We start from the raw sequence: 16,674 nt of genomic DNA, 5'->3' as shown, positions 1-16,674 counted from the left end.
GTGGAGCCATGCACGACGTCGAGGTCATCGAGAGCGCGGAGGCTGCGGCCGCTGCACTGGATCCGGTCCGGGCCCGACTGCTCGGCGAGCTGGCCGTCCCGGCCTCCGCCGCCGGGCTCGCCACGCGGGTCGGCATCACCCGCCAGAAGATCAACTACCACCTCAAGGCGCTCGAGGCGCACGGCCTGGTGGAGCTGTCGGAGGAGCGCCACCACGGGGGCATCACCGAGCGGGTGCTGCAGGCGTCGGCGGCGTCCTACGTCGTGTCGCCGTCAGCCGTCAGCGCCTCCGCGGCCGACCCGGACGCCAACGCCGACCACCTGTCGGCGGGCTACCTCGTCGCGCTGGCCGGCCGGTTGGTGCGCGAGGTCGGCACGCTCGCACGCCGGGCAGGAGCCTCGGGCAAGCGTCTGCCGACACTGACCATCGACACGCAGATCGGCTTCCGGTCGGCCGCCGACCGAGCCGCCTTCGCGGACGACCTGACCGCCGCCGTGGTGGACCTGGCCGCTCGCTACCACCACGACGACGGGCGCCCGCACCGGCTGCTCGTCGCCGCCCACCCCCTTCCTGAGGAGAGCGCATGAGCACGTCAACGAACGTCCCCTACCGCCTGGAGTTCAGCGTCGAGGTCCCGGGCACCCCCGAGCAGGTCTGGCAGGCCATCGCCACGGCCAAGGGCATGAGCGCCTGGTTCCTGCCGACCGAGATGGAGGAGCGCGAGGGCGGCGAGCTGCACTTCAGCATGGGCCCCGAGATGGGCTCGGACGGCCGCGTCACCCGCTGGGAGCCGCCGCGCCGCATCGTCTACGAGGAGGACTGGGCCGCCCTCATGGGCAAGGACCCGGGTGCCCTCAGCCCGCTCACCTCGGAGTTCCTCGTCGAGGCGCAGTCCGGCGGCACCTGCGTCGTGCGCGTCACCAGCAGCGGCTTCGGCACCGGCGCCGACTGGGAGTCGGAGTTCTGGGACGACATGGGCGTCAACTGGATGCCGTTCTTCGACAACCTGCGCCTCTACCTCGCACACTTCCCCGGCCAGGAGGCCACGCAGCTCGAGGTCACCGAGTCCTTCACCGGCGACGCCGAGGCGCTCTGGTCGACCTTGCGCGACGCGCTCGGGCTGGGCGAGGAGGGCTCGACGGTCGAGGTGCGCGGCGCCACCGGAACGGTCGAGCGCGTCGGCGAGCGGCAGGCACTGGTCCGGCTCACCGCGCCGGTCCCCGGCATGCTCAGCATCTTTGCCTACCCCTACGGCGAAGGTGACGACACGGCGACCGCGGGCGTGCGGGCCTACCTCTTCTCCGCCGACGCGGCGGACTACGTGCGGCGCGAGGAGCCGGCCTGGCACGCCTGGCTGCAGGGGCTCTCGGTCCCCGCCTGACCCGCTACCATTCCGGCTGCAGACCTCCCGCTCGACGACGAGCGACGCCGGCCGGCCCCGACGAGGGCCGACCGGCGTCGCTCTCTGACTCCACACAGATCAGGCGTAGAACGCAGGCTTCGCGATCATCTCGACCGCGACGACACCGTCGTTCGTGAGCGCCCTGACGCCGGCATCGCAGACGCACGCGGCGGCATACCCGTCCCACGACGTCGACCCGGTGTGCTCGCCCACGGCGACCCCGTTGATCCACTCCTGCACCTCCGTGACGAAGGCGCCCCAGAAGCGGTCGTTGTGGTCGCGGGCGATGGCGTTGCGCACGCCGACGCCGTCTCGCACGACGATGGCGTTCTGGTCGCCCAACGACACGGTGCCCATCTCGGCCACGGCCTCGCAGCGGATGTCGTAGCCGAACTGGCAGTTGACGAAGATCTCGTCGTCGACCCGCACGCCCGACTCGGTCTCGAGGATGAGCACGAGCGGGTCCTGGAGGTGCTCGAAGCGCAGCGACGTCTTCTTCGGCTTGTCCACGCGCGCCGTCACGAACTCCTCGCCGAGGAGCCAGCGCATCGTGTCGACCTCGTGGATCGCCGTGTCGTTGATCGCCATGTCCCACGTGTAGTGCTCGGGCACGGTCGGGTTGCGGTGTGCGCAGTGGACCATCAGGGTCTCGCCGAGCTGTCCGGAGTCGAGCAACGCCTTCATCTCGCGGTAGCTCCGGTCGAAGCGCCGCATGAATCCCACTGTCACCAGACGCCGCCCGCCGGCCTGCTCCGCCTCCATGATGCGCAGCGCCGCCGCGGCCGTCGGCGTCAGCGGCTTCTCGCAGAGGACCGGCTTGCCGGCCGCGATGCACGCGAGCACGTCGACCTCGTGGGCCGGGCCGTAGCTGCAGATCATGACGGCGTCGACCTCGTCGGCCGCGATGAGGCTCGCCGAGTCGGAGTAGGCCGTCGCACCGTTCCGCGCGGCGACCTCCTTGGCCCGCACCTCGTCGACGTCGGAGACGGCGACGACACGCCCTCCCGCGATGACGGTGTGGATGCGGTCGATGTGGGCCTGCCCCATGCCGCCGGGGCCGATCATGCCGATGCGCACGGTCATTGGTGTCACTCCTTCGTGATGAGGATGCTGAGGGTCCGCCAGGACGCTCGAGCCCAGCAGGCTCAGAGCTGGCCGAGGCCGACGGACGCGAGGTACTCGCGGGTCTGGATGGCGTTGGGCAGGGGGTAGGACGGGTCGCAGGGATACATGTCCTGCTCGCACACCACGTAGAGCTCCTTGTCGAGGTCGGCGAGGGCCTCGATGAGCGGGGGCATGTCGGGTGCTCCGGCTGGCGGCTTGACCGAGCAACCCTTGGCGACGGCGAGACCGAAGGGCCAGTCCTCCTCGTGCGCCTGCTCGACAAGGGCCTCGTCCATCGCCTTGATGTGGACGTAGGAGATGCGCTCGGGGTACTTGCGGCACAGCTCGACCGGGTCGCCCCCGCCGTAGACGATGTGCCCCGTGTCGAGGCAGAAGCCGACGTAGTCGGGATCGGTCGCCTGGAAGACGCGGTCTATGTCCTCCGGCGTCTCGATGTGGCTGTCACCGTGGGGATGCAGCACCATCTTGAGGCCGTAGTCCTCCTTCATGATCCGCCCGAGCTTGTCGGCGTTGGCGATGTAGGCGTTCCACGCTGCAGTCGAGAGCACGCGGTCGTCGGTGTACTCCCACGTCTTCTCGTCGCGGAACATCGGGGGCAGGTGCACGATGTACTCCGCGCCGACGGCAGCGTGCGTCGCCGCGATCTCGCGGAAGGTCCTCTCCGTGTCGGCCCACGCCTCCGGCTTGTGCAGGATGCCCCAGCCGGTGCCCGCGACGACGCGGAAGCCGCGCTTGTCCATCTCCTTCTGGAGCCGCTTCGGGTCCTTGGGGAAGTAGCCGAACGGGCCCGTCTCCATCACCGAGAAGCCCGCCTCGGCCATCTCGTCGAGCGCTGTCTCCCAATGGATCTGCTTGTCGTCGTCCGGGAACCAGACACCCCACTGGTCAGGACAGACACCGATCGTCAGCTTGCTGTAGCGGGCATCGGTGTTGCGGGCCTTGGACTCGGCCATCGTCGGTCGTTCCTCTCGGGTCAGGGTGAAAAGGCGGGGGTATGCGTGGGGCTGGGCCGTGTGGCCGAGCGGGTATGCGTGGGCTGGGCCGCGTGGCCGAGCGGGCTCAGTCGTTCTGGGGGAAGCCGAGGTTGAGGCCGCCGTGGCTGGGGTCGAGCCAGCGCGAGGTGACGACCTTGCCGCGGGTGAAGAAGTGGACGCCCTCCATGCCGTGCGCATGGGTGTCGCCGAAGAGCGAGTTCTTCCACCCGCCGAAGGAGTAGTAGGCGACCGGCACGGGGATCGGCACGTTGACGCCGACCATGCCGACCTCGACGTTGCGCTGGAACTTGCGGGCGGCTCCACCATCGTTGGTGAAGATGGCCGTGCCGTTGCCATAGGGGTTGCTGTTGATGAGCGCCAGCCCCTCGTCGTAGGAGTGCACGCGCACGACCGACAGCACGGGGCCGAAGATCTCGTCGTCGTAGAGCGACATGCCCGGCTTGACGTTGTCGAAGAGCGTCGGCGCGAGGAAGTAGCCCTCGCCGTCCGAGTCGTAGGTGTCCTGGCGGCCGTCGACGACGAGCGTCGCACCCTCGGACACGCCGGCGTCGAGGTAGGACGTCACCTTGTCGCGGTGCTGCGAGGTGACGAGCGGGCCCATGTCGCAGGCGCGCGTGCCGTCGCCGGTGACGAGCTTGCCCATGCGGTCCTTGATCTTGGAGATCAGCTCGTCGGCGATCGGCTCGACGGCCACGAGGGCCGAGATCGCCATGCACCGCTCTCCCGCCGAGCCGAAGCCGGCGTTGACCGCGGCGTCGGCGGCGAGGTCGAGGTCGGCGTCGGGCAGCACGAGCATGTGGTTCTTCGCGCCGCCGAGGGCCTGGACCCGCTTGCCGTGGGCCGTGCCCGTCTCGTAGACGTACTTCGCGATCGGGGTCGAGCCGACGAACGACACCGACTTGACGTCGGGGTGCGTGAGCAGGGCGTCGACGGCCTCCTTGTCGCCGTTGACGACCTGCATGACGCCGTCTGGCAGCCCGGCCTCCTTCCAGAGCGCCGCGATCGCGAGGGCAGCCGACGGGTCCTTCTCCGAGGGCTTGAGCACGACCGCGTTGCCGGTCGCTATGGCGACGGGGATGAACCACATCGGCACCATGGCCGGGAAGTTGAAGGGTGAGATGACCGCGACGACGCCGAGCGGCTGGCGGATCGAGTAGACGTCCACGTTGGTCGAGGCGTTCTCGGAGAAGCCGCCGCGCATGAGCGACGGGATGCCACAGGCGAACTCGGCGACCTCGAGGCCGCGGGTCACCTCGCCGAGCGCGTCGGAGAGCACCTTGCCGTGCTCGGCCGTGATGAGCGCGGCGATGTCGCCCTTGCGCTCGTTGAGCAGCTCGCGGAAGGCGAAGAGCACTCCGGTCCGCTTGGCGAGCGAGGCGTCGGCCCACTCCTCCCAGGCGCTGGCCGCGCCCTTGACGACCTCGTCGACGAGCGACGCCGACGCGAGGTCGAGCACGCCGGTCTGCTCACCGGTGGCCGGGTTGAAGACGGGTGACGTGCGCTCGGCCGTGCCGGTCCACGACTGGCCGCCGATGAGGTGGGTGATGCGCGTTGGCGTGCTCATGGGAGTTTCCTTCTCTTGCAGACTGATTCAGGGGTGTGCCGCAGGGCGGGCTTCAGGGGGAGACGAACGTGGGCGCGGTGGCCCATGTGTCGAGGTAGGAGCGGATCGTGTCGCGCATGTAGCCGGTCGACTCGCGGGCCCGGTCCTCCCACGCGAAGACGCAGGAGGTGACAATGCCGTCGAAGCCGATGCGCTCGAGGCCCGCGAAGAACTGGTCGAAGTCGACCTCGCCCTGGCCGATGTCGAGGTGCTGGTGCACCGTGACCTGCGAGCCGGGCGGGTTGACGATGTAGCGCAGCCCCGACGACGCCGTGTGGTCGTAGGCGTCGGCGACGTGGACCATCGTCAGCAGGTCGCCGGCCTTGTCCATGATGCCGTCGCAGTCGTTGCCCTGGTGGAAGGTGTGCGGCGCGCAGTAGAGGAAGGAGACGTTGGGCGAGTTGATCCCCCTGATGAGGTCGACCGCCCGCTTGCCGTCCTCCTCCCAGTCGTCGGGGTGGGGCTCGAGCACGAGCCGGATGCCCTCCCGCTCGAAGACGGGCAGCAGTTCCTCCATCGACCGCCAGAACATCCGCTCGCAGACCGCCGCCTGGCGCGGGTTGCCGTTGAACTCGGAGTTCATCGTGTCGACGCCGAGGTCGGACGCGATCTGGATGGCGCGCCTCCAGTAGCGCACCGCCGCCTGGCGCTCGTCCTCGTCGGGGCCGGACCACGTGTAGAGCGGGAGCACCGACGACACCCCGACCCCTGCCGCCGACAGGGCAGACTTGAAGGCGGCCACGCCGGCGTCGTCCACCCGCGGGTGGTTGAAGAACGGCGTGAAGTCGTCGCGCGGCGACAGCTCGATCCACTCGAAGCCCAGCTCTGCGACGAGCGCGGGCAGCTCGAGCAGCGGCGTCTCGCGGAACATGTAGGGGTCGAGAGCGAGCTTCATGATGCGGACTCCGGGGTGGTCGGGGCGACGAAGGGCCGCTGCGTCGCCTTGTGGTCGAGGTAGTCGCCGAAGGCGTTCCGGGTCGAGTCGAGCTCCGACACCGCGCTCACCGGCACGTCCCACCACGACGCGCTGTCGGGGGCGTGCACCAACGGGTCGGTCTCGACGTGGATGACGATCGGTCCGCCGTCGGCGGGAGCAGCCTTGGCCTCCTTGATCGCCCGTTCGAGCTCGTCGAGCGAGTGCACCTCGATGACGTGCGCCCCGAGCGACCGGGCGTTGGCGGCCAGGTCGACCGGCAGGACGTCACCGTCGAGCCGGCCGGACGACTCGCCGCGGAAGCGATAGCTCGTTCCGAAGCGCTGCGAGCCGAGAGACTCCGACAGCGACCCGATCGAGTGGAAGCCGTGGTTCTGCACGAGCACGACGATGACCTTGATGCGCTCCTGCACCGCGGTGACGAGCTCCGTCGGCATCATGAGGTAGCCGCCGTCGCCGACCATCGCGAAGACGTCGCGCGTCTCGTCGGCCAGGCGGATGCCGATCGACGCCGGCACCTCGTAACCCATGCAGGAGTAGCCGTATTCGACGTGGTACGCCTTGCGGTCACGCACCCGCCACAGCTTGTGCAGGTCGCCGGGCATCGAGCCCGCCGCGCACAGCACGACGTCGCGGGGGTCGGTGAGCTCGTTGACGGCCCCGAGCACCTGACCCTGCGTGAGCAGGCCCTCGGCGAGCCGGTCGGTGACGTCGGCGGACGGGTGGTAGGCCGCTTCGACCTGGTTGTCCCACTCGGACCACAGCGTGGCCTGGCGCGACCGGTGGTCGTCGGGGACGGCATACCCCTCGAGGGCGCCCGCGAGTGCGGTCATCGCCTCGCGTGCGTCGGAGACGACCGACAACCCCGAGTGCTTGCCCGCGTCGAAGCGCGCGATGTTGATGTTGACGAAGCGGACTCCATTGCGCTGGAAGGCGGTCCGCGAGGCGGTCGTGAAGTCGCTCCAGCGCGTGCCCACCCCGATGACGACGTCGGCCTCGGCCGCCAGCGCGTTCGCAGCGGTCGTGCCGGTCGATCCGATCGCGCCCATCTCCTGCGGGTGCCCGTGCGGTAGCGACCCCTTGCCCGCCTGGCTCTCACCGACCGGAATGCCGGTCTGCTCGCACAGTGCCCGCAGCGCGTCCTCGGCGCCGGAGTAGTGCACGCCGCCTCCGGCGACGATGAGCGGCCGCTTCGCGGAGCGGATGACCGCGGCCGCGTCGGCGATGTCGACCGCCTCGGGCAGCGGCCGGGCGACCCGCCACGTGCGCGGCGCGAAGAGCTCGACGGGCCAGTCGTGGGCCTCGGCCTGCACGTCCTGTGGCAGCGCGATCGTCACGGCGCCGGTCTCCACCGGGTCGGTGAGGACACGCATTGCGGAGATGAGCGCCGACGGCAGCTGCTCCGGACGGGTCACCCGGTCGAAGAAGCGCGAGAGCGGGCGGAAGGCGTCGTTGACCGTCACGTCAGCGGCATACGGCGCCTCGAGCTCCTGGAGCACCGGGGAGCTGGCCCGCGTCGCGAAGGTGCCCGACGGCAGGAGGAGGACCGGGAGCCGGTTGATGGTCGCGAGGGCCGCGCCGGTGAGCATGTTGGTCGAGCCGGGGCCGACCGAGGCGGTGCAGACCCACGTCTGGAGGCGGTCCTTCTGGCGGGCGTAGGCGACGGAGGTGTGCACCATCGCCTGCTCGTTGCGAGCGAGCACGTAAGGGAGGTGCTCCGCGGAGTCATGACCATCGGCGAGCTCGTTCTGCAGCAGCGCCTGCCCGATGCCCGCGACGTTGCCATGGCCGAAGATGCCGAAGCAGCCGGCGAAGAGCTTCTGCCGCTCGCCGTCGCGCTCGCTCCACTGGTTGGCGAGGAAGCGCACCACGGCCTGGGCCACGGTGAGGCGGACCGTGTCGGTGGTCTCGGGCTGCTGGGTCGCGCTCGTCACTGAGCACCTCCAAGGGGGAGTCGGGGGTCGACCTGCTGGGTCGCCCAGGTGTCGCGCACCCAGCCGTGGGCGGGGTCGTCGCAGATGAGCCAGGCCCGCTCGTCGCCGGGGCCTGCCATGACGTTGAGGTAGTAGAGGTCGTAGCCGGGGGCGGCCATCGCCGGGCCGTGCCAGCCGTGCGGCACGAGCACGACGTCACCAGAGCGCACCTCGGCGAGCACGTCGATGGGACGCTCGTCGGTGCCGTAGACGCGCTGATAAGCCACCGGATCCGCGTCAGCGGCTGCCGGTGACCCCACTTCGGGCGCAACCTTGAAGTAGTAGATCTCCTCGAGCTCGGCCTCGACGCCTGGGCGGTCCTCGTCGTGCTTGTGCGGCGGGTAGGAGCTCCAGTTGCCCGCGGGGGTGATCACCTCGCAGGCGATGATCGAGTCGGCGTCGAGCACGCCGGGCGTGCCGAAGTTGCGTACCTCGCGTGAGGCGATGCCCGCCCCGCGGAGCTCGACGGGCACGTCTGCGACGCCCACGTGGCGCAGCGGCGGCGTGTGCCGCCGGGCCGCGCGGGCGCCGCAGACGGCGACCGTGGCGGCGCCGCCCTCGGCGGTCACCGTCAGCTCGCAGTCGCGGGTCGCGTAGGCGACGTCGCTGGGCCCGGCGAAGACCGAAGCGCGGCCTGCGAGCACGCAGTCGTGCGAGAGCCCCTCGGGGTCGGCGACCGTGACCGAAACGGAGCCGCTGAGCGGCACGACGACGTGCTCCCACTCGGCTGCCGCGAGGGTGCGGCTCTCACCGGCAGCCAGCGTCACGGCATACAGGCTCGTGTGCGACCAGCCGTCGACGGTGTCGTCGATGGCGACGTCCCACCCGTCGGCGGAGGCCGACCCGAGCGGACGCACCCAGCGGGCGTTGTCGCTCATGCGCCCACCCCACTCCCGTGCACGAGGTCGGCGGCGATGTCGACGGCGGCGGCGACGTCACCGTCGGGGGGGAAGAGGAGCGCGCGCCCGACGACGAGGCCACGCACGGCAGGCAGCTCGAGCGACCGGCCCCACGACGCATACGTGTCGTGCGGGTCGCCCTGGGGGTCGCCGCCGAGCAGGAGCGTCGGCAGCGTCGTCGCGTCCATGACGCGCTCGAGCTCGTCGACGACGGGGAGCTTGAGCCAGGTGTGCGCGCTCGAGGCACCGAGGCCGGCGGCGATGTGGATCGACTTGATCGTGGAGTCGGGGTCCAGCTGGTTGACGACGCGGCCACCCTCACGCGTGGAGAGGAAGGGCTCGACCATCGCCATGATGCCGAGGTCGGCGAGCTGCGTGACGGCCTGCGCGCTGGCCTCGAGCGTGGCGGCCGTGCCGGCGTCCTCGAGGCAGATGCGCGTCAGCATCTTGCCGCCGTCGATGCCGCGGGCCGCGATCTCGGCTGCGGTGTAGGCCGTGAAGCGGTCGTCGAGCTCGAAGCTCGCGCCCTGCAGGCCTCCGCGGTTCATCGAGCCGATGACGACCTTGTCCTCGAGGGCACCGAGGAGCAGGAGGTCGTCGAGGATGTCGGGGGTGCCGAGCACGCCGTCGACGCCGGGTCGGTCGAGGGCGGTGACGAGGCGGGCGAGCAGGTCGCTGCGGCTCGCCATGGCGGTGCCGGCGCCACGGACGCCGAGGGCGCCACGCGCGGGGTGGTCGGCTGCGACGAGGAGCATGCGGCCGTCGTCACCGACGAGAGGGCGGCGCTCACGAGCGGCCCACCCGGCCGCGATGCGACCGGGCTCGCGCACCCGGACCTCGGTCAGGTCGGCGACCGAGAGTCGAGTGGAGCTGGTCGTGTGCGTGGTGGTCATCGTGCCTCCTCGGCAACGGGGGCGAATGATGCTGCGGCAGAGTCGGATCGGGCTGCAGCGAGGCGTTCCTCGACCTCGGCCGACGTCGGCATCGCGGTCGAGCACTCGAGCTTGCTCGCGACGATCGCGCCGGCGACGTTGGCGAACTCGAGGATGCGGCGCAGGTCCCAGCCCTCGAGCAGGCCGTGGCACAAGGCCCCACCGAAGGCGTCACCCGCGCCCAGTCCGTTGACGACCTCGACGGGGTAGGGCGGCACCTCGACGCGCTCGTCACGGGTGGCGGCGAGCACGCCCTTGGGTCCCTGCTTGACGACCGCGAGCTCGACGCCGCGCTCGAGCAGCGCGTCGGCCGCCCGCCGCGGCTCGGTCTCGCCGACGGCGACCTCGCACTCCTCACGGTTGCCCACGGCGACCGTGACGTGCTCGAGGGCGCGCCCGACCTGAGCGCTGGCCTCGGACGGGTCGGCCCAGAACATCGGGCGGTAGTCGAGGTCGAGGATCGTGTGGGTGCGGCGGCCGCGAGCCTCGAAGGCGCGGAAGTGTGCGGCCCGGCTCGGCTCCTGCGACAGGCCGGTCACGGTGGACCAGTAGAGGCCGGCGTCGCGGATCGCGTCGAGCGGCATCTCGTCGGGGTCGATGAGCAGGTCGGGCGCGATCGGGTAGCGGTAGAAGTAGAGCGGGAAGTCGTCGGGCGGGAAGACCTCGCAGAAGGTCACCGGCGTCGGCGGGCCGTCGACCGCGGAGACGAAGCGGTCATCGACCCCGAAGTCGCGCAGCGCCTCGTGGATGTAGCGGCCGAACGCGTCGCGCCCGGTGCGCGTGATGAGGGCGGTGCGGTGGCCGTGGCGGGCTGCCGCGACGGCGACGTTGGTCGCGCTGCCGCCGAGGAACTTCTCGAAGGTGCGCACCTTCTCGAGGCCGACGCCGTGCTGGAGCGGATAGATGTCGACGCCCGTGCGCCCGATGGCGACGATGTCGTATGCCGTGGGGAGGGCTTCGGTGGTCGTGGTGGTCATCCCGTCCACACCTCTCACAGACTCGGGATCTCGTCGAGGGAGACCGGTCGGCCCTCGTGGCGGGACAGCTCGCACGCCTCGGCGACCCGGAAGGCCTGGAGGGCGTCGTCGACGGTGCAGGGCGAGGGCAGCACGCCACGGGCGACCGCCGCGAACGCGGTCAGCTCGGCGCGGTAGGCGGGCAGGAAGCGCTCCATGAAGGACCAGTGCCTGGGGCCGGACGGGTAGGTCGCGCGAGGCTCGGCCGAGGTGACGGCGAGCGACTCGTCGTAGCCCACCCCGAGCGTGCCCTCGCTGCCGAGCACCTCCATGCGCACGTCGTGGCCCGCACCGTTGTAGCGCGTCGCCGACGCCAGCACGAGGGTGCCGTCGTCGAGGGTGAGGACCGCGGCCGCCGTGTCGACGTCGCCGGCCTCGCTGAAGAAGTCGGCGCCCTTGTTGGCTCCGGTCGCATAGACCGAGGCCACCTCGCGGCCGGTGACGAAGCGGATGATGTCGAAGTCGTGGATCGAGCAGTCACGGAAGAGGCCGCCGCTCGTCGGAATGTAGGCAGCGTGCGGCGGGGCCTGGTCGTGGGTCTGGGCCCGGATGCTGTGCAGGAAGCCGAGTTCGCCGGCCGCGACGGCCTGCTGCGCGCGCTGGTAGCCCCGGTCGAAGCGACGCTGGAAGCCGACGTGCACGGGGGTGCTCGTCTGGGCGACGATCTTGGCGAGCTCCATCGTCTCCTCGAGCGTGGCGGCCACCGGCTTCTCGCAGAAGGTCGGCACGCCGGCCTCGATGCCGAGCCGCAGCAGTGGTGCGTGGCCCGGAGTGGCCGTGGCGATGACGAAGCCGTCGACACCCTCGGCGAGCATCTCGGCGGGCGAGGGGGCGAAGCCCACGTCGAGCCGCTCGGAGAGGGCCCGGGCGGCGTCGGCGTCGAGATCGCTGACCACCAGCTCGTCGACGTCGCTGAGGCTGCGGAGGGTCTCCGCGTGGAACGCGCCGATGCGTCCGACGCCGGCCAGTCCGATGCGCATGCGCACACTCCCTTGGGTGAGATCGGGGCGGCGGACGCCGTGAGGGGCCTGCCGGGGCTGGACGACGAGCCCTGCGACGCGCCGTCCTGACGACACCGATGCTCCAACCTCACCCCATGCCGTGTCAAGCAAATGTCAGGACATTCTGATGTTTGATCAATCTCTTGACAGGACGGGGCGGATGGGTCCATTCTCCAAACGCTGGCACCGACGCCGGGACCGGCAGACATCCGACACGATGTCCGCCCGCGACGGAGGAGCCAGTGCGAGCGACGGCCACGACCTGTCGCCGGAGCTCGCCGCAGTCCCGCCAGGGCGACCGATCTCGCCCCACACCGTCCGCACCGGACGCGCCACCCGCAGACCTTCCTCCGACAGCGCCCTCCGGGGCCGCACCCGGCCAGCCCGGTCGGGCCCCTCCCTGATCGACGGAATCGCCGTCACAGCAACGTCGCGCCACTCCGGCGACCGGGCCACCGCGACGCAACGAAAGGAATCAACGATGACTCCGACTCGGACTCGCAAGAGTTTGACCGTCGCCGCCGCCGTGGCCAGTGCCGCCGCTCTCGCCCTCGGCGCCTGCAGCGGTGGCGGCGCCCCGGCGTCGACCTCCACCGGTGGCGGAGGCGGTGGGGCCGGCGACAACTCCGGCTACACCTTCGCCATGGTCACCCACGAGACGCCCGGCGACACCTTCTGGGACAAGATCAAGGCCGGCGCCAACCAGGCCGCGCAAAACAACGGCATCACGCTGAAGTACTCCAACGACCCCGACCCGGGCAAGCAGGCGACGCTCATCCAGAACGCGGTCGACTCCAAGGTCGACGGCATCGCCACGACGCTGGCCACGCCTGACGCCCTCGCCGGCGCAGTGAAGTCGGCCAACGACGCCACGATCCCCGTCGTCGCCTTCAACTCCGGCATCGACCAGTACACCCAGGTCGGCGCGAAGATGTACTTCGGCTCCGACGAGAACCTCGCCGGTGAGGCGACCGGCAAGCGCATCGCCGAAGCAGGTGGCAAGAAGGTGCTCTGCGTCATCCAGGCCGCCGGCTCCGTTGCGCTCGAGGCCCGCTGCGCCGGTGTCAAGAAGGGCATCCCCACCACGGAGAACATCCAGGTCAACGGCGCCGACGACCCGTCGGTCGTCTCGGCCCTTCAGGCCAAGCTGGCCCAGGACAGCTCGATCGACTGGATCGTCACCCTCGGCGCCCCGATCGCCCTCGACGCCATCAAGGCGATGGACGCGGCCGGCAGCTCTGCCAAGCTCGCCACCTTCGACCTCAACGTCGACGCAGCGCAGGCGATCCAGGACGGCAAGATCCAGTTCTCCGTCGACCAGCAGCCCTACGTGCAGGGCTACCTCGCGATCCAGTCGCTCTATCTCAACAAGAAGAACGGCAACGACATCGGTGGTGGCCGGGCCGTGCTGACCGGACCGTCGTTCGTCGATTCGACGAACATCGCCGCGATCCTCCCCTTCGCGAAGAACAACACACGCTGACCCGTCGAGGCGGCCGGACCCCCACGGGCCGGCCGCCTCATCGCTTTCACTGACCGCACGTCAACGGATCGGAGAGGTCCATGAGTCAAACCGTCACGACGCCGCCCGCGGCGCCGACAGAGGCATCGAATCGGGTCACGCTCGGCTGGTCGAACCGGCTGCTCGCACGTCCCGAGGTCGGGGCCCTCGTCGCAGCCATCGTCATCTTCATCTTCTTCCTCATCGTCGCCCCCGCCTTCCGCTCGCCGGCGTCGTTCTTCACCGTGCTCTACCAGAGCTCCACCATCGGCATCGTCGCCGTCGGTGTGGGCATGCTGATGATCGGCGGTGAGTTCGACCTCTCGGCCGGAGTCATCGTCACGACAGCGGGCCTCGTCAACGCGATGTTCTGCTACCAGCTCGGCATCAACCTCTGGGTCGGCGCGATCCTGGGCCTCGTCTTCGCCCTCGTCATCGGCTTCCTCAACGGCTATCTGGTGGTGAGGACCGGCATACCGAGCTTCCTCATAACCCTGGGCACGTTCTTCGTGCTGCAGGGTGCCAACCTGGGCGTCACCAAGCTCGTCACCGGATCGGTGTCGACGCCGAACATCAACCAGATGGACGGCTACCAGACCCTCGACGCCATCTTCGCCTCGAGCTTCAAGGTCGGCACGGTCACAATCGAGATCACCGTCATCTGGTGGTTCCTCTTCGTCGCCCTCTCGGCCTTCATCCTCCAGCGCACCCGCATCGGCAACTGGATCTATGCCGTCGGCGGCAACGCCGACTCCGCCCGCGCAGTCGGTGTGCCCGTCCGTGCGGTCAAGATCGGCCTCTTCATGACGGTGTCGTTCCTCGGCTGGTTCATCGGCATGCACACGCTCTACAAGTTCGACACGCTCCAGGCCGGCAACGGCATCGGCAACGAGTTCCTCTACATCATCGCGGCCGTCGTGGGTGGCACCCTGCTCACCGGCGGCTTCGGCAACGCCATCGGTGTGGCCATCGGCGCCTTCATCTTCGGCATGACGAGCCTCTGCATCGTCTATGCCGGCTGGGACCCCAACTGGTTCCGCGCCTTCCTCGGCGTGATGCTCCTGCTCGCCGTGATGGTCAACCTCTACGTCAAGAAGCTCTCGACATCACGAAAGGTGGGCTGACATGACCGACACCCTCGCAGAACACGCCGACCCGGACCTCAACCGGGGAGAGCCGCTCATCCAGATGAGCGACGTCGGCAAGGCCTACGGCGCGATCCGCGCGCTCAAGGGCGTCAACCTCACCGTGCGTGCCGGAGAGGTCACCTGCGTGCTCGGTGACAACGGCGCCGGCAAGTCGACCCTGATCAAGATCATGGCCGGCCTGCACCCGCACAACGAAGGTGTCATGAAGGTCGACGGCAAGGAGGTGCACTTCTCCTCGCCCCGTGAGTCGCTCGACCACGGCATCGCGACGGTCTACCAGGACCTGGCGGTCGTCAGCCTCATGGAGGTGTGGCGCAACTTCTTCCTCGGCTCCGAGCTGACCAGCGGCAGAGGCCCGTTCGCGACCCTCAGGATCGCCGACATGAAGCGCATCGCCGACGAGGAGCTGCGCAAGATGGGGGTCGTCGTCAAGGACATCAACCAGCCCATCGGCACCCTCTCCGGTGGCCAGCGCCAGTGTGTCGCGATCGCCCGGGCCGTCTACTTCGGCGCGCGCGTGCTCATCCTCGACGAGCCGACGGCAGCGCTCGGCGTCAAGCAGTCGGGAGTCGTGCTGAAGTACACGGCTGCCGCCCGCGACGCCGGCCTCGGCGTCGTCTTCATCACCCACAACCCGCACCACGCCTACCTCGTCGGCAACCACTTCGTCATCCTCAAGCTCGGCCAGGCGGTGCTCGACAAGAAGCGCTCCGAGGTGGAGCTCGACGAGCTGACCCGGCAGATGGCCGGCGGCGACGAGCTGGCGGAGCTGTCGCACGAGCTGCAGGGCTGAGCGGTGATGACCTCATGAGCGTCGCCGTCGCACACCACACCCGCAGCTCGAGCGACCTCGCGTTGGCCGAGGGAGCCCGCCAGGCGGCATACCGGGGCACCGACCTCGTGGTCATCCACGTCGTCGACTCGCTCGACAACGACATCGCCGAGGCCAACAAGGCCGGCATCTCCGATGCCGTCGAGGGCGCCCTCGCGGCGACCGAGCTGCCCGACCTGCGCTGGGACGTGCGTCTCGTCGCGGGCGGGCGCGAGATCTCGCAGGTGTCGGAGGCCCTGCTCGGAGCCGTCAAGGAGCTCGATCCGGCGCTGCTCGTCATCGGGGCCCGCCGGCGCTCGCCGATGGGCAAGGCCTTCCTCGGCAGCGTCGCGCAGAACGTCATCCTCGACGCCGACGTGCCGGTGCTCGTCGTCAAGAGCCCGAGATGATCACATCGAGGTGTGCTGACAACCGAATGTCCTGTCACGCCTCGACGGAGTCGTTAGTCTGCGGCCATGCCCAGCCCCGTTGACGTCCGCATCGACCGGGAGACCCCCGTCCCGCTCTACCACCAGCTGGCCGAGCAGCTGAGTGCGGCGATCGCGCGGGGCGACCTGCAGCCGGGAGACGCGTTCGAGAACGAGGTCGCGATGGCCGACCGGCTCGGCCTCTCCCGGCCGACGGTGCGACGCGCCATCCAGGAGCTCGTCGCGCAGGGACTGCTGCTGCGACGCCGGGGTCTCGGCACCCGGGTCGCGGGGCGGCAGATCCACCGTCGCGCCGAGCTCACGAGCCTCTATGACGACCTGCGGCGCGAGGGCTCGGGCGACCCGCACACCGAGGTGCTGGCTCACGAGATCGTCACCGACGAGGTGGCCGCGGCCGCGATGGGGCTGCCCCTCGACACCCCGCTGCTCCGTCTCCTGCGGCTGCGCCGCGACGGTGACCGCCCCCTCGCGATCCTGCAGAACTGGCTGCCGCCGGCCTACTCCGACATCACCCGCGAGCAGCTCGAGAGCGACGGACTCTATGCGCTGCTGCGCGCCAAGGGCGGCAAGCCCGTCGTCGCCCACCAGCGCATCGGTGCCCGTCCGCCGTCGGCGAGCGAGCGCAAGCACCTCGTGCTCACGCCGTCGCAGCCGGTGCTCACGATGACGCGGGTGGCGTTCGACGCCGTCGGCGGGGCGGTCGAGTACGGCGACCACTGCTACCGCGCCCAGGACTACTCCATCGAGGTCATGCTCGACGAGCGCTGACCGACCCACCAATCGAGAGAGCAGTTCGTCGCACCCCACCCCCATCGAAAGAGCAATCCGTCCGCCGCCCCTCCCAGCGACCCTGCGGGCCCAGGAGAGTGCGACGGATTGCTCTTT

Annotated in this window: 16 protein-coding genes; 7 read left to right on the top strand and 9 right to left on the bottom strand. The window is 70.0% G+C overall.

Going from position 1 to position 16,674, the window contains the following annotated elements; translation table 11 throughout:
• Window positions 1-8 precede the first annotated feature (8 nt).
• Window positions 9-587 carry an ArsR/SmtB family transcription factor gene (locus LG278_RS02750; protein WP_404390699.1) on the top strand — a complete coding sequence of 193 codons (579 nt, stop codon included), beginning with the start codon at window positions 9-11 and terminating at the stop codon, window positions 585-587.
• Complete coding sequence (locus LG278_RS02745) at window positions 584-1,381, top strand: SRPBCC domain-containing protein (RefSeq protein ID WP_404390697.1); 798 nt, start codon at window positions 584-586, stop codon at window positions 1,379-1,381. The genes LG278_RS02750 and LG278_RS02745 overlap by 4 nt, the downstream gene beginning before the upstream one ends.
• A 99-nt stretch (window positions 1,382-1,480) precedes the next feature.
• Here the strand turns inward: LG278_RS02745 and LG278_RS02740 are convergent, their stop codons facing one another.
• The 9 genes from LG278_RS02740 to LG278_RS02700 all read right to left on the bottom strand — a co-directional run bounded on the left by LG278_RS02740 (window position 1,481) and on the right by LG278_RS02700 (window position 11,859).
• Window positions 1,481-2,485: a Gfo/Idh/MocA family protein gene (locus LG278_RS02740; RefSeq protein WP_404390695.1), complete on the bottom strand. Its 1,005-nt coding sequence runs from the start codon at window positions 2,483-2,485 to the stop codon at window positions 1,481-1,483.
• Between the two features lie 62 nt (window positions 2,486-2,547).
• Entirely contained in the window at window positions 2,548-3,480 is a 933-nt protein-coding gene (locus LG278_RS02735; RefSeq protein ID WP_404390693.1) for a TIM barrel protein, read from the bottom strand.
• A 106-nt stretch (window positions 3,481-3,586) separates the two neighbouring features.
• On the bottom strand, window positions 3,587-5,086 hold the full coding sequence (locus LG278_RS02730; RefSeq protein ID WP_404390691.1) for a CoA-acylating methylmalonate-semialdehyde dehydrogenase: 1,500 nt from the start codon (window positions 5,084-5,086) through the stop codon (window positions 3,587-3,589).
• 52 nt (window positions 5,087-5,138) lie between these two features.
• Complete coding sequence (locus LG278_RS02725; protein WP_404390689.1) at window positions 5,139-6,020, bottom strand: sugar phosphate isomerase/epimerase family protein; 882 nt, start codon at window positions 6,018-6,020, stop codon at window positions 5,139-5,141.
• Window positions 6,017-7,993, bottom strand: coding sequence for a 3D-(3,5/4)-trihydroxycyclohexane-1,2-dione acylhydrolase (decyclizing) (iolD, locus tag LG278_RS02720; protein ID WP_404390687.1), 1,977 nt, complete (start codon window positions 7,991-7,993; stop codon window positions 6,017-6,019). The genes LG278_RS02725 and iolD overlap by 4 nt, the downstream gene beginning before the upstream one ends.
• Entirely contained in the window at window positions 7,990-8,910 is a 921-nt protein-coding gene (gene iolB, locus LG278_RS02715; RefSeq protein WP_404390685.1) for a 5-deoxy-glucuronate isomerase, read from the bottom strand. The genes iolD and iolB overlap by 4 nt, the downstream gene beginning before the upstream one ends.
• On the bottom strand, window positions 8,907-9,824 hold the full coding sequence (locus LG278_RS02710) for a deoxyribose-phosphate aldolase (RefSeq protein WP_404390684.1): 918 nt from the start codon (window positions 9,822-9,824) through the stop codon (window positions 8,907-8,909). The genes iolB and LG278_RS02710 overlap by 4 nt, the downstream gene beginning before the upstream one ends.
• Complete coding sequence (gene iolC / locus LG278_RS02705; RefSeq protein WP_404390682.1) at window positions 9,821-10,840, bottom strand: 5-dehydro-2-deoxygluconokinase; 1,020 nt, start codon at window positions 10,838-10,840, stop codon at window positions 9,821-9,823. Before iolC ends, LG278_RS02710 begins: the two co-directional genes overlap by 4 nt.
• Before the next feature lie 14 nt (window positions 10,841-10,854).
• The gene (locus tag LG278_RS02700) at window positions 10,855-11,859 is read right to left on the bottom strand and encodes a Gfo/Idh/MocA family oxidoreductase (RefSeq protein WP_404390680.1); all 1,005 of its coding nucleotides are present in this window, start codon (window positions 11,857-11,859) and stop codon (window positions 10,855-10,857) included.
• 502 nt (window positions 11,860-12,361) lie between these two features.
• Here LG278_RS02700 and LG278_RS02695 point away from each other — a divergent pair.
• The 5 genes from LG278_RS02695 to LG278_RS02675 all read left to right on the top strand — a co-directional run bounded on the left by LG278_RS02695 (window position 12,362) and on the right by LG278_RS02675 (window position 16,557).
• Window positions 12,362-13,363: a substrate-binding domain-containing protein gene (locus LG278_RS02695; RefSeq protein ID WP_404390678.1), complete on the top strand. Its 1,002-nt coding sequence runs from the start codon at window positions 12,362-12,364 to the stop codon at window positions 13,361-13,363.
• An 80-nt stretch (window positions 13,364-13,443) separates the two neighbouring features.
• Window positions 13,444-14,505 (top strand): ABC transporter permease, encoded by a 1,062-nt coding sequence (locus tag LG278_RS02690; protein WP_404390676.1) that lies wholly within the window; start codon window positions 13,444-13,446, stop codon window positions 14,503-14,505.
• A 1-nt stretch (window position 14,506) separates the two neighbouring features.
• The gene (locus LG278_RS02685) at window positions 14,507-15,322 is read left to right on the top strand and encodes an ATP-binding cassette domain-containing protein (RefSeq protein WP_404390674.1); all 816 of its coding nucleotides are present in this window, start codon (window positions 14,507-14,509) and stop codon (window positions 15,320-15,322) included.
• Window positions 15,323-15,336: 14 nt separating this feature from the next.
• Window positions 15,337-15,750, top strand: a complete 414-nt coding sequence (locus LG278_RS02680; RefSeq protein ID WP_404390672.1) for a universal stress protein — start codon at window positions 15,337-15,339, stop codon at window positions 15,748-15,750.
• Window positions 15,751-15,816: 66 nt separating this feature from the next.
• Window positions 15,817-16,557, top strand: a complete 741-nt coding sequence (locus LG278_RS02675; RefSeq protein ID WP_404390670.1) for a GntR family transcriptional regulator — start codon at window positions 15,817-15,819, stop codon at window positions 16,555-16,557.
• Window positions 16,558-16,674: the final 117 nt, after the last annotated feature.

The sequence above is a fragment of the Humibacillus xanthopallidus genome, assembly GCF_044793955.1.
GTDB classification, from domain to species: Bacteria; Actinomycetota; Actinomycetes; order Actinomycetales; family Dermatophilaceae; genus Humibacillus; species Humibacillus xanthopallidus_C.
Note: the sequence above shows the minus strand (reverse complement) of the source record. Positions and strands in the feature narration are given on the sequence as shown.